The organism is Streptomyces sp. WAC07094, assembly GCF_036320405.1.
GTDB classification, from domain to species: Bacteria; Actinomycetota; Actinomycetes; order Streptomycetales; family Streptomycetaceae; genus Streptomyces; species Streptomyces lannensis.
Genome location: NZ_JAVMJZ010000001.1, coordinates 6,050,124 through 6,062,060, shown reverse-complemented (window position 1 = coordinate 6,062,060; position 11,937 = coordinate 6,050,124). Strand labels below are relative to the sequence as shown.

The 11,937-nt window shown below is 72.3% G+C and carries 12 protein-coding genes; 6 read left to right on the top strand and 6 right to left on the bottom strand.

Annotated features, from left to right (window positions below; all coding sequences use genetic code 11):
* Window positions 1–81: 81 nt before the first annotated feature.
* From RCR19_RS26810 to RCR19_RS26795, 4 genes are all read right to left on the bottom strand, one after another.
* A complete protein-coding gene (locus tag RCR19_RS26810) occupies window positions 82–762 on the bottom strand; it encodes a response regulator transcription factor (protein WP_331267454.1) in 681 nt (226 codons plus the stop codon).
* A 22-nt stretch (window positions 763–784) separates the two neighbouring features.
* Window positions 785–2,014, bottom strand: a complete 1,230-nt coding sequence (locus RCR19_RS26805) for a histidine kinase (protein ID WP_331267453.1) — start codon at window positions 2,012–2,014, stop codon at window positions 785–787.
* 133 nt (window positions 2,015–2,147) lie between these two features.
* Complete coding sequence (locus tag RCR19_RS26800) at window positions 2,148–2,426, bottom strand: hypothetical protein (RefSeq protein WP_331267452.1); 279 nt, start codon at window positions 2,424–2,426, stop codon at window positions 2,148–2,150.
* Window positions 2,427–2,462: 36 nt separating this feature from the next.
* The gene (locus RCR19_RS26795; protein ID WP_331269565.1) at window positions 2,463–3,257 is read right to left on the bottom strand and encodes a PspA/IM30 family protein; all 795 of its coding nucleotides are present in this window, start codon (window positions 3,255–3,257) and stop codon (window positions 2,463–2,465) included.
* A 299-nt stretch (window positions 3,258–3,556) separates the two neighbouring features.
* Here RCR19_RS26795 and RCR19_RS26790 point away from each other — a divergent pair, with 299 nt between their 5' ends.
* From RCR19_RS26790 to RCR19_RS26780, 3 genes are all read left to right on the top strand, one after another.
* Window positions 3,557–4,183 carry a DUF3043 domain-containing protein gene (locus tag RCR19_RS26790; protein ID WP_331267451.1) on the top strand — a complete coding sequence of 209 codons (627 nt, stop codon included), beginning with the start codon at window positions 3,557–3,559 and terminating at the stop codon, window positions 4,181–4,183.
* A gap of 83 nt (window positions 4,184–4,266) precedes the next feature.
* Window positions 4,267–4,968, top strand: coding sequence for a methyltransferase domain-containing protein (locus RCR19_RS26785; protein WP_331267450.1), 702 nt, complete (start codon window positions 4,267–4,269; stop codon window positions 4,966–4,968).
* Between the two features lie 95 nt (window positions 4,969–5,063).
* A complete protein-coding gene (locus RCR19_RS26780; RefSeq protein WP_331267449.1) occupies window positions 5,064–6,131 on the top strand; it encodes a trypsin-like peptidase domain-containing protein in 1,068 nt (355 codons plus the stop codon).
* 43 nt (window positions 6,132–6,174) lie between these two features.
* On the opposite strand, the gene RCR19_RS26775 is transcribed toward RCR19_RS26780, so the two are convergent.
* Complete coding sequence (locus RCR19_RS26775) at window positions 6,175–6,387, bottom strand: hypothetical protein (protein ID WP_059132503.1); 213 nt, start codon at window positions 6,385–6,387, stop codon at window positions 6,175–6,177.
* 113 nt (window positions 6,388–6,500) lie between these two features.
* Between RCR19_RS26775 and RCR19_RS26770 the strand changes: the two genes are divergently transcribed.
* A complete protein-coding gene (locus tag RCR19_RS26770; RefSeq protein ID WP_331267448.1) occupies window positions 6,501–7,700 on the top strand; it encodes a bifunctional adenosylcobinamide kinase/adenosylcobinamide-phosphate guanylyltransferase in 1,200 nt (399 codons plus the stop codon).
* On the opposite strand, the gene RCR19_RS26765 is transcribed toward RCR19_RS26770, so the two are convergent.
* Window positions 7,689–8,771 (bottom strand): class I SAM-dependent methyltransferase, encoded by a 1,083-nt coding sequence (locus tag RCR19_RS26765; RefSeq protein WP_331267447.1) that lies wholly within the window; start codon window positions 8,769–8,771, stop codon window positions 7,689–7,691. The two genes, RCR19_RS26770 and RCR19_RS26765, sit on opposite strands and share 12 nt — an antisense overlap.
* A gap of 166 nt (window positions 8,772–8,937) precedes the next feature.
* Here RCR19_RS26765 and cobT point away from each other — a divergent pair, with 166 nt between their 5' ends.
* Window positions 8,938–10,023, top strand: coding sequence for a nicotinate-nucleotide--dimethylbenzimidazole phosphoribosyltransferase (cobT, locus tag RCR19_RS26760; protein ID WP_331267446.1), 1,086 nt, complete (start codon window positions 8,938–8,940; stop codon window positions 10,021–10,023).
* Window positions 10,024–10,113: 90 nt separating this feature from the next.
* The gene (locus tag RCR19_RS26755; protein WP_331267445.1) at window positions 10,114–11,922 is read left to right on the top strand and encodes a phosphatidylglycerol lysyltransferase domain-containing protein; all 1,809 of its coding nucleotides are present in this window, start codon (window positions 10,114–10,116) and stop codon (window positions 11,920–11,922) included.
* The last annotated feature ends 15 nt before the right edge of the window (window positions 11,923–11,937 follow it).

Sequence of the window (11,937 nt, the reverse complement as noted above, 5' to 3'; positions counted from 1 at the left end):
TCCCCGGGCGGCGCCTACTGCGGACGCAGTACGGCCCGATGCGACTCGCTCCACCCGTGGACGTACCGGGCCGGAGCGCGCTCACTCCGACCTGGGACGCACCAGCCCCGACTCGTAGGCGATGACGACCAGTTGCGCCCTGTCCCGCGCTCCCAGCTTGGCCATGGCCCGGTTGACGTGCGTCTTCACCGTCAGCGGGCTGACCTCGAGGCGTTCGGCGATCTCGTCGTTGGAGTGGCCGCCCGCGACCTGCACGAGCACCTCCCGTTCGCGTCCGGTCAGCGTGCCGAGGCGGTCGGAGCGGGCCGGATCGCGCCCGTGGTCGTCCGGGCCCTGCGCGAGGAACCGGGCGATGAGCCCCTTGGTGGCGGCGGGCGACAGCAGGGCCTCGCCGCCGTTCGCGACCCGGATGGCGTTCAGCAGTTCCTCGGGCTCGGATCCCTTGCCGAGGAAGCCCGAGGCCCCGGCGCGCAGCGACTGCACGACGTAGTCGTCGACCTCGAAGGTCGTCAGGATGACCACCCGGACGTGGGCGAGGGCGGGGTCGGCGCTGATCAGACGGGTGGCGGCGAGACCGTCGGTCCCGGGCATCCGGATGTCCATGAGGACGACGTCGGCGCGCCGTTCCCCGGCCAGCCGGACCGCCTCCGCGCCGTCGGACGCCTCGCCCACCACCTCCATGTCCGGCTCGGAGTCGACGAGGACGCGAAAGGCGCTGCGCAGCAGTGCCTGGTCGTCGGCCAGCAGGACGCGGATGGTCATACGGGCCCTCCCGGGGCGGCGGTCATACGGTCTCCCCTGCCGTCGTCGTCGCACGGTTCCTGACCGGAAGGATCGCATGGACGCGGAAGCCGCCTCCGTAGCGGGGACCGACGGCGAGGGTCCCGCCCAGGGCGGTGACGCGCTCACGCATCCCGAGCAGACCGTGCCCGCCGTGCCCGTCGTCCTCGGGCCCCGGGTCCTCGCCCGTGCCGTCGTCGAGGATCGTGATCTCCACCGCCGGCCCCACCCGCACGACGCTGACCTCGGCCTTCGCACGCTGTCCCGCGTGCTTCTGCACATTGGTCAGGGCCTCCTGTATGACCCGGTAGGCGGCCAGGTCGACGGCGGCGGGCAGGGCGGTGCCGTGGTCGGTGCGGGCGACCTCGACGGGGAGGCCGGCGTTGCGGAAGGTGTCGGCGAGCTCGTCGAGGCGGGCGAGCCCGGGGGCGGGCTCGGTCGGTGCCTCGGGGTCACCGGACTGCCGAAGCAGACCTACGGTGGCGCGCAGTTCGTTGAGTGCCGAACGGCTGGCCTCGCGGACGTGGGCGAGGGCCTCCTTCGCCTGGTCGGGCCGTCTGTCCATGACGTGTGCCGCGACCCCGGCCTGCACGTTCACCAGGGCGATGTGGTGGGCGACGACGTCGTGCAGGTCCCGGGCGATGCGCAGCCGCTCCTCGGCGACACGTCGGCGGGCCTCCTCCTCGCGGGTGCGTTCCGCCCGCTCCGCGCGCTCCCTGATGGCGTGCACGAAGGCGCGCCGGCTGCGCACGGCGTCGCCGGCGGCCGCGGCCATGCCCGTCCAGGCGAAGATGCCGAGGTTCTCCTGGGCATACCAGGGGACGGTGCCCGCGAGCATGGCGGCGCCGGTCAGAGCGGTCATGGTCAGCAGCCCGACGCGCCAGGTGGTGGGGCGGTCGGTGGTGGCGGCGACGGTGTAGAGGGCGACGACCGCGGACATGGCGACGGGGACACGCGGGTCGGCGGTGACCAGTTCCACGAGGGAGAGCGCGGCCGTGACGGCGAGTACGGTCACGGGCCTTCTGCGGCGGAACACCAGGACCGCCGCGCTGAGCACCAGCAGGGTGAGGCTGGGGGCGGCCGGGGTGCGTGCACCCCAGGTGGGTCCGTCCTGCCCGTGGGGGTCGACGAAGGAGCCGACCACCATGCAGAGGAGGACGCCGAAGGCGAGGGCGGCGTCCAGGGCGAGCGGGTGGGCGCGCAGGCCGTCCCTGGTGCGTTCTAGGGTGCTCACCTCAGCAAAGGTACGGCGCGCCCGCTGCGGGCGGAACGGATGCCGTACGGCGTCCACCGGCGCGGGCGCTCCCGGCCCGTGCCCGGACCGGGCCGCACACGGCGGCCCCGGCCCGGAACGACCGTATCGGTGCTCAGCCCGGGATCAGCCCGTCGTCGTTCAGCATCTCGCGGACCTCGTCCAGGCTCGCGTCCGGTGACGGCAGGATCAGTTCCGACGGTTCGAGTGAGTCGTCCGGGAGCGGGGTGCCCAGACGGCGCACAGCTTCCAGGAGGGCGCCAAGAGTACGGCGGAAGCCTTCCTCGTCGCCGCCCTCCACTTCCCGGAGCAGCTCGTCGTCCAGCTTGTTGAGCTCGGTGAAGTGGGCGTCGTCCAGCTTCACCTGCCCCTCCCCCATGATCCGTACGATCATCTCGCCCTCCTCAGGGGGACGCGGTGGATGACAGGGTCACTGCTTGTCGAAGCGGGGGGCGTCCTGCGGCTGGGACTGCTTCTGCCCCTGGTCCGTGCCGCCCTCGATGGCCTGCGGCTGCGAGGACCCGCCGGCCAGCTCCGCCTTCATGCGCTGCAGTTCCAGCTCCACGTCCGTGCCGCCGGAGAGCCGGTCCAGCTCCGCCTGGATGTCGTCCTTGGCCATGCCGGAGGGGTCGTCGAGGGCGCCGGAGGCCAGAAGCTCGTCGATGGCGCCTGCGCGGGCCTGGAGCTGCGCGGTCTTGTCCTCGGCGCGCTGGATGGCCAAGCCGACGTCGCCCATCTCCTCGGAGATGCCGGAGAAGGCCTCGCCGATACGGGTCTGCGCCTGGGCCGCCGTGTACGTCGCCTTGATGGTCTCCTTCTTCGTGCGGAAGGCGTCCACCTTCGCCTGGAGGCGCTGGGCCGCCAGCGTGAGCTTCTCCTCCTCGCCCTGCAGGGTCTGGTGCTGGGTCTCCAGATCCGTCACCTGCTGCTGGAGCGCGGCACGCCGCGACAGCGCCTCGCGGGCCAGGTCCTCCCGGCCGAGGGCGAGCGCCTTGCGGCCCTGGTCCTCGAGCTTGGTGGACTGGCTCTGGAGCTGGTTGAGCTGCAGCTCCAGGCGCTTGCGGCTGGTCGCCACGTCCGCGACGCCGCGGCGCACCTTCTGCAGCAGCTCCAGCTGCTTCTGGTACGAGTAATCGAGGGTCTCGCGCGGGTCCTCGGCCCGGTCAAGGGCCTTGTTCGCCTTCGCGCGGAAGATCATCCCCATACGCTTCATCACACCGCTCATGGGCTTCGCGCGCCCCCTTCTGACGGACTCCAGCTCACAGGTCTGCGACAGGACCCACAGTACGGTCCCTGCATCCATTACCGCACTGTTCGCGGACGGATGCGGTCATCCCCAAGGACGACTGCCCGCGGTTCCGCTCCGGCGTAGGGAGTAGGAGTGCCCCGGGGTTACGTGCGGGGTGATTCCCGGATTCCCTCAGCCGACCGACGGAAGAACGCCGGCGGTCTTCCTTTTAGGACCCCTCTGTCCCAGTACAGACGACGGGTGTTGCCGGATCGTTCCCCATCCGGCTGGGGTCCATGCGCGGGTACCCCGTACCCTTGGGTTTTGTGTTCCGTAGCCGTGCCAAGGACGAGAAGGCCCCCGCCGACAAGGCGCAGATGACCCTCTCCAAGCAGACCCGCGACCCGCAGGCCCCGAAGGGCAGGCCCACGCCCAAGCGCAGTGAGGCCCAGTCCCAGCGGCGCAGCGTCGCCAACACGTCGACGACGCGCAAGGACGCCGCCCGGCGCCAGCGCGACGATCGCCGCGCCGCCATGGAGCGGCAGCGCCAGGCACTGGCCGGCGGTGACGAGCGGTACCTGCCTGCGCGGGACAAGGGCCCGGTGCGCAAGTTCGCCCGCGACTACGTGGACTCCCGCTTCAACGTCGCGGAGTTCTTCCTGCCGCTCGCCGTGATCATCCTCGTGCTGAGCGTGGTGCGGGTGGCCCAGCTGCAGAACATCGCGCTGCTGCTGTGGCTCGTCGTGATCATCCTGATCGTGCTGGACTCGATCTTCTCCGCCTTCCGGCTGCGGAAGCGGCTCGCCGAACGCTTCCCGGACCAGAACAAGCGGGGCGCCGTCCCCTACGCGCTCATGCGCTCCCTGCAGATGCGTCGGCTGCGCCTGCCGAAGCCTCAGGTCAAGCGCGGAGAGCGGCCCTGAGCACGGATTCTTTCTCCGGGGGGGCCGCGGACGCCTGGCTGAGCAAGCTGGGCGGTCTGCGTGACGTGGTACGGCAGGAGCTGGTGGCGCGGCAGCTCGACGAGCAGATAGCCGCGCGGTTCGCGGTCGGTCGGCGGCTTCGGGTGCTCGACGTGGGCATGGGCCAGGGCACCCAGGCACTGCGTCTGGCCCGCGCCGGACACCGGATAACCGGGCTCGAGCAGGACCCGAAGATGGTGTCGGTCGCGCGCGAGGCCGTCTCCGCGGAGCCCGAGGGCATTCGGGAACGCGTGCAGATCGTCGAGGGCGACGGCCGGGACACCGGAGTGCACTTCCTGCCGGGCAGCTTCGACGTGGTGCTGTGCCACGGGGTGCTGATGTACGTCGAGGAGCCCGATCCGCTGCTGGCGGGGCTGGCCCGGATGCTCGCCCCCGGCGGTCTGCTCTCGCTGCTCGTCCGCAACGCGGACGCGCTGGCCATGCGGCCGGGCCTGGCCGGAGACTGGGCGACCGCGCTCAGCGCCTTCGACACGGCGACCTACACGAACCGGCTCGGTCTCGAGGTGCGCGCGGACCGGCTGGAGCGGCTCACCGCCACGCTCGCGGGCATCGGGGCACCGCTGCACACGTGGTACGGGGTGCGGGTCTTCACCGACATCGCCCAGGACGGGACCGCGCCGCCCGTCGACGCCGAGACCCTGCTGGCGGCCGAGGAGCGGGCCGGCCGGACGGATCCGTACCGGGGGGTCGCAGCGCTGCTGCACCTGTGCGGAGTACGGGGCTGACGGCAGGCGGCGCCGGTGGGCGCCGCCCCGGGCGAAAACCTCCGTTCGGACGCATCGGGAAAGCGGTCGGGGCGTCCTGAACCGACACTCGGGACATGGCCCCTTCCCGTATACGCGCCCTGCGCGCGCTGTGCGCACCGCTTCTTCTCTGCTCGCTGATACCGCTCGCCGGCTGCACCGGGTCCGGCACCTCCGCCGGGGCGCGGACATCGGCAACCCCACGGGCCACCGTCACCTCTGCGGGTGACACGCTGGAGGGCGAGTACCAGCGGGTCATCAAGAACGTGCTGCCGTCCGTCGTGCAGATCCAGTCCGGGGACTCTCTGGGTTCCGGTGTGGTCTACGACGCGAGAGGCCATATCGTCACCAACGCGCACGTGGTCGGGGACGCGAAGAAGTTCCAGGTGACCACGGCGAACAGCGAGGCCGTGCTCTCCGCGAGCCTCGTGTCCTCGTATCCCGAGCAGGATCTCGCCGTCATCAAGCTGGACAAGGTGCCGCCCGGACTGAAGCCGGCCGTGTTCGGGGATTCGGCACAGGTGGCGGTGGGGCAGATCGTCCTCGCCATGGGCTCGCCGCTCGGGTTGTCCTCGAGCGTGACGCAGGGGATCGTTTCGGCGACCGGACGGACCGTCAGCGAGGGGTCCACGAACGGCACGGGCGCCACCATCGCGAACATGGTGCAGACCTCGGCGGCCATCAACCCGGGCAACAGCGGCGGCGCACTCGTCAACCTCGACAGCCAGGTCATCGGCATCCCCACGCTCGCCGCCGTCGATCCCGATCTGGGGGGCGGCGCGGCGCCCGGCATCGGCTTCGCGATCCCCGCGTCCACGGTGCGGACGATCGCCGACCAGATCATCAAGAGCGGCAAGGTGACCGCCTCGGGGCGGGCCGCGCTCGGCATCACCGGACGCACGGTGGTGAACAGCAGCTACCAGCCGGTCGGCGTGGCCGTGGTCGAGGTGCGCGGCGGCGGCGCGGCCGACAGGGCGGGGCTGCGTGCCGGGGACATCATCACCAAACTGGGTGATACCGGCATCACCACGATGACTTCCCTCGCCGAGGCGCTGGCCGACGCCAAGCCTGGACAGAAGACGACGATCACCTACCGGCGCGGCGGAAGCACAAAAACCGTCGGGATCGTCCTCGGCGAGCAGTGAGCCGGCGGGCGAGGGCCTCGGCCCCCGCCCACGCGAGGCGGTCCTACGCGTCCTCGGCGTGCAGGCTCATCGGCCCGTAGATCTCCGTCGTGTCCTCGAACAGCCGCACCTGGTCGGCGCCTCCGTCGCGCAGCTCCTTCCAGTGCTCCCCGATCCAGGACTCGGCGTCCCCCTGCGTGGTGAACTCCTCGGGTGCGACCGCGGGCTGAACCTCCGCCCCGTCGGCCTTCTCGAACCGCCACGTCCATGCCGCCATGTACGCCTCCAGGATGTGAGCACATGCAGAGCAGAAGCCGGATCTTGGTCCGGCTGCTGCCATGAGCCTAGCCGGACGCGCAACACCCGCGCCGACCCGGGAAAATCAGGTACGTGGAAGCGACTGTGCTCGGTACCGGTGCCCCGGCGGGACTGCCCCGCCCCGACTGCCCCTGTGCGGCCTGCGCGCGAGCGCTGGGCCCGGAGGCACGCGCGGCGACCGCTGTGCTCGTGGATGAAACGCTGCTGCTGGATCTGACGCCGGGTGCGGTCTTCGCGGCCGCCCGTGCCGGGCGGTCCCTGGCCGCGGTGCGCCAGGTGCTGCTGACGCACCCGCACGACGGCCCCCCGGTCGAGGTACCCGCGGGGCTGCCGCAGCCCGGACGGGTGCCGGACGGACGGGAGCTGGCGCTGATGACCGGGCACCGGGTGCGGGCCGTCGCGATGGACTCGCCGGGCACGGGTTATGCGGTGACGGGTCCGGACGGGCTGCGGCTGCTGTATCTGCCGCCGGGTGCGGCGCCCGCGGGGCTGGAAACGCCGGTGGAGCCGTACGACCTGGTGCTCGCCGATGTCGTGGGACGGCCGGACGCGGCGGCGAAGCTGCGCGCGGTGGGGGGGATCGGGCCGGCCACCGACATCGTGGCCGTCCATCTCGACCACGACGTGCCACCGGGCGCGGAGCTGCGGCGGCGGCTCGCGGCGGCGGGGGCGCGGGCCGTGCCGGACGGGGCGACGCTGACCGTAGGGGTCAGCGAGGACGCGCCGGAGGTGCCGCGGCGCACCCTCGTGCTGGGTGGGGCCCGCTCGGGCAAGTCGGTGGAGGCGGAGCGGCGGCTCGAGGCGTTCCCCGACGTGCTGTACGTGGCGACGGGCGGGTCGCGGAACGGGGACACCGAGTGGGCGGCCCGGGTGGCCGCGCACCGGGAGCGGCGGCCCGGCTCCTGGCGCACCACCGAGACGTGCGATCTGGTGCCGCTGCTCGGGGAGGAGGGGTCCCCCCTGCTGATCGACTGTCTGTCGCTCTGGCTGACCGACGCGATGGACGGGGTCGGCGCGTGGGACGACGCGGAGTGGGGGGGTGGCGGGGAGCGGGCGCTGCGGGCCCGGGTGGAGGAGTTGGCGGCGGCGGTGCGCGGGACACGGCGCACGGTGGTCGCCGTCTCGAACGAGGTCGGCTCGGGAATCGTCCCGGCGACGGCCTCCGGACGCCGCTACCGCGACGAACTCGGGCGTCTGAACGCCGCGTTCGCGGCGGAGTGCGAGCATGTGCTGCTGGTGGTGGCCGGGCAGGCGCTCACGCTACGCGGGTGACCTGGTCGTGCGCGCGATGATCCGGTAGGCGTTCGAGAAGCGGGTACGCCGCAGCAGTGGTGCCAGCGTGTGGTCCAGGGCGGTCGCCGTCGCCACCAGTGGTGTGGCGGCCCCCACCAGAACCGAGCGGAGCCCGCGCCCGAACACGGTCGGCAGGACGGCCCGCCACGGAGCGTCGGCCGCCGGCATGACCCGGGTCAGGGCGAGGGTCACGGCGCCCGCGATGTCGTACGGAGTGTGCGGCTCACGGCGGTCCGTGGCGACGACGACGCAGCCCAGGGACTCCAGTTCGGCCAGCAGGTTGCGCAGTGGCATCAGGTGGAGGTCGCGCGGCCAGCCGTACGGGACCCACCACTTGCCGAGCAGCGCGCCGAACGTGCAGTCGGGGTCCGGGACTTCGATGAGCAGATGGCCGCCGGGGCGCAGCACGGTCATGGCGGCGCGCAGCTCCGCGCGTGGGTCGGGGGTGTGCTCCAGATGGTGGAACATGCTGACGACGTCGTAGCGGGAGCGCAGCCGCGCGAGGACCCCGGGGTCGGTGAGGAGTCCCTGGTGGGCCTCTTCCACGCGGCCCGCGGCCCGTGCCCGCTCCACACGCCCGGTGGCGTCGAGCCCGTCGAAGGACGTGTACGGGTGGATCTCCCTGGCCGCTTCCGGGAAGTGGCCGTGCCCCGTGCCGACGTCGAGCCAGCTCTCGGGTTCGGGGAAGGGCAGCATCGCGCGGGCCGCGGCCCGATGGCGCCGGGCGCTGTCCCGTGCGGCCAGGAGGCGTTCGGCGAAACCGTCGATCCCCAGCCGGCTCTCCTGCGGGTCGTGAGCGTGGAAGGCGAGTCCGTCGGCGGTGAGCCGGGGGTTCTGGAAGGCATGGGCACAGTCCCGGCACTCGTCGACGGCGAAGGTGCCCGGCTTGTGCTGCACGAGGTCGGACATGCGCAGCCGGGTGCGCAGCTGCGCGGAGCCGCACCAGGGGCAGTCGTCGCGGCGCGGCTCCTGCAACCGGTCGGTACCCGGGGCGAGTTCACCGGGGCTCCCGGCGCGGCGCTCGTCGTCCGGCTGCGGGGTGGCGGGCATGGGCGGCTCCTGTGGCGGCAGGGACGACGTACGCCTGGGACGAGGGGTGCGACGACACACGACAACAAGTGTCTAAACGGTACGTAGGGGACCTTGCTCACGGACGCAATGACGTGCCGTCGATGTGGCGCGTCGGCCTTCGATCGCTGCCGGTACTGTTCGGCCAATGAGCTCGCTTAATCTCGACGACTTCACCGATCTGATCGAGCGTCCCGACGGCGGGGTGCGTCGCGACGCGGAGGCGCGCAGGGAGCGTCAGATCGTGCCGCCCGGTGCGCTGGGGCGCCTCGACGAACTGGGTGAGTGGCTGGCGGCGGCGCAGGCCGCCGTGCCGGTGCGGCCGGTCGAGCGCCCGCGCATGGTGCTGTTCGCGGGCGATCACGGGATCGCCGCGCTCGGTGTGTCCGCACGGCCCGCGGGCAGCGCGGACCGGTTGGTGCGGGCGGTACTCGAGGGCGCGAGCCCCGCGTCGATCCTGGCACGGCAGCTGAACGTGCCGGTGCGCGTGGTCGACATGGCGCTCGACTGCGACCCGGGCGAACTGCCGGCGGACGTCGTACGGCATCGGGTGCGGCGCGGCAGCGGGCGCATCGACGTCGAGGACGCCCTGACGCCCGAGGAGGCGGAGGCCGCGTTCCGGGCGGGCGTCGCGGTCGCGGACGAGGAGGCGGACGCCGGCACGGACCTCGTGGTCCTCGGCGATGTGAGCGTCGGCGGTACGACGGCCGCGGCCGTGCTGGTGGCCGCGCTGTGCGGGACGGACGCGTCCGTGGTCACCGGGCGCGGCGGTCTGCCGATCGACGACCTGGCGTGGATGCGCAAGTGCGCGGCCGTGCGTGACGCGCTGCGGCGGGCCCGGCCGGTGCTGGGTGATCAGCTGCAGCTGCTGGCGGCGGTGGGCGGCGCCGATCTGGCCGCGATGACGGGCTTCCTGCTGCAGTGTGCCGCGCGCAAGACCCCGGTGATCCTGGACGGGGTCGTCTCGGCGGCGTGCGCGCTGGTCGCCCAGCGGGTCGCGTTCCGGGCGCCGGACTGGTGGCTGGCCGGGCAGAAGAGCGGGGAGCCGGCACAGGCGAAGGCGCTGGACCGGATGGCGCTGGAACCGCTGCTCGACCACGGTGTGACGGTCGGCGAGGGTGCCGGGGCACTGCTGGCGCTGCCGCTCGTCCAGGCCGCGGCGGCGCTGTCGGCCGAGCTTCCGGACAAGTCCGTGGAGGCGGACGGGAGCGGGGACACGGAGCAGCCGGAGTAGACACGGGACAGGCCGGGCCCCGCGCCCTGCCGGATTCCGCCTGCGACCGCTCCGCCACACACCCCACGGCGCCCCATATCATCACCCTTTATGGGAGATGTCCGTTTTCATGTGGAACGGGAACACACCGCCCGGCCGGGAGTCGGGACGCGGCGGTCCGGCCGGGCTTCCCGGCGGGCCGCCGCGTTCGCCGTCTGGTACCTGCGGGCCGTCGCGTTCATCAACTTCCTCTCCGCCGTGTGGGTCTCCCTCGGGCAGGACGTACGACGGCACAACCAGGAGAACCTCTTCACTCCGTACCTGCTGACCGCGGGTTTCGCCTCCGGCGCGTTCACGATGTTCCTCGCCGTCACCATGCGGCGCCGCAAGCGGGCCGCATGGATCCTCAACCTCGTGCTCAGCGGACCGTTCCTGGTGCTGTTCGCCTTCGCCATGGTCTTCCCGGAGATCAGGCAGTACGCGCAGAACTGGGTCTCCCTGGTGCTCACCGCCGCCTTCGTGGGCTCGCTGCTGACGGGGCGCCGGGAGTTCTACGCCAAGGGCGACCGCGCCAACCCGCGGCTCGCGGCCGTCGTGGCCGTCGGCGGCCTGCTCGCCTCCTCCCTGCTCGCCGCCCTCCTCGTGACCGTCACCAACACCGCGCAGGACGCCGGGCGTTCGACCTTCGCGGAACGCTGGCGCTACGGCACCCTCCGGCTCGTCTCGGTCGCCGGGGACAGGGCGCACCACCCGGGGATCGCCACGCCCAACTGGGTCGACATCGCCATCAACGTCTTCAGCACGCTGCTGGTCCTCGCCGTCCTGTACGCCGCCTTCCGCTCCCGGCGCGCCGTCGACCCGATCAGCGAGGACGACGAGAAGAGGCTGCGGGCGCTGCTCGAACGGCACGGCGACCGGGACTCGCTCGGGTACTTCGCACTGCGCCGGGACAAGAGCGTGATCTGGTCGCCCACCGGCAAGGCGGCGGTCGCCTACCGCGTGGTCGGCGGGGTGTCGCTCGCCTCTGGCGACCCGCTCGGCGACCCGGAGGCCTGGCCCGGCGCCATCGAACCCTGGCTCGCCGAGGCGCGCGCGCACGGCTGGATCCCCGCCGTCATGGGCGCGAGCGAGGAGGCCGGGACCGTGTACACACGGCACGGGCTGGACGCACTGGAACTCGGTGACGAAGCCGTCGTGGACGTGGCCGAGTTCACCCTCGAAGGACGTGCCATGCGCACCGTCCGCCAGGCCTGCAACCGGGTGAAGCGCGCCGGGTACACGGTGCGCGTCCGGCGCCACGCGGACATTCCCGCCGACGAGATGGAGTTCCTCGTCCGGAAGGCCGACGACTGGCGTGACGGTGCCACCGAGCGCGGGTTCAGCATGGCGCTGGGACGGCTCGGCGACCCCCGGGACGGGCAGTGCGTGATGCTCGAGTGCAGGGACGGCCGCGCCGGCGAAGGGGACGGGGAGCTGCGGGCGCTGCTGTCCTTCGTGCCGTGGGGGCCGCACGGCCTCTCGCTCGACCTCATGCGGCGCGACCGGGACTCCGAGAACGGGCTCATGGAGTTCATGGTCCTCGAACTGCTGCGGCGCGCATCGGAGATCGGGGTCACCCAGGTGTCGCTCAACTTCGCCATGTTCCGCTCCGTCTTCGAACGTGGTGCCCGCCTCGGCGCCGGACCGGTCCTGCGGCTGTGGCGCTCCCTGCTCAGCTTCTTCTCTCGCTGGTGGCAGATCGAGTCTCTGTACCGGGCCAACGCCAAGTACCGGCCCATCTGGGAGCCGCGGTTCCTGCTCTTCGAGAAGAGCGCGGACCTGCTGCGCATCGGCGTCGCCTCGGCACGCGCCGAGGGATTCCTGGAGGCTCCGGGACTGCCGAAGTGGCTCCACCGCAAGCACCTGCAGTCGTACAGATGAGGAGCGCCGGACCGA

Bases quoted from the DNA above. Each gene is read 5' to 3' on its own strand.
- RCR19_RS26810 (WP_331267454.1), bottom strand. From the start codon at position 762: ATGACCATCCGCGTCCTGCTGGCCGACGACCAGGCACTGCTGCGCAGC.
- RCR19_RS26800 (WP_331267452.1), bottom strand. From the start codon at position 2,426: ATGATCGTACGGATCATGGGGGAGGGGCAGGTGAAGCTGGACGACGCC.
- RCR19_RS26795 (WP_331269565.1), bottom strand. From the start codon at position 3,257: ATGAGCGGTGTGATGAAGCGTATGGGGATGATCTTCCGCGCGAAGGCG.
- RCR19_RS26790 (WP_331267451.1), top strand. From the start codon at position 3,557: ATGCGCGGGTACCCCGTACCCTTGGGTTTTGTGTTCCGTAGCCGTGCC.
- RCR19_RS26780 (WP_331267449.1), top strand. From the start codon at position 5,064: ATGGCCCCTTCCCGTATACGCGCCCTGCGCGCGCTGTGCGCACCGCTT.
- RCR19_RS26775 (WP_059132503.1), bottom strand. From the start codon at position 6,387: ATGGCGGCATGGACGTGGCGGTTCGAGAAGGCCGACGGGGCGGAGGTT.
- RCR19_RS26765 (WP_331267447.1), bottom strand. From the start codon at position 8,771: ATGCCCGCCACCCCGCAGCCGGACGACGAGCGCCGCGCCGGGAGCCCC.
- cobT (WP_331267446.1), top strand. From the start codon at position 8,938: ATGAGCTCGCTTAATCTCGACGACTTCACCGATCTGATCGAGCGTCCC.
- RCR19_RS26755 (WP_331267445.1), top strand. From the start codon at position 10,114: ATGGGAGATGTCCGTTTTCATGTGGAACGGGAACACACCGCCCGGCCG.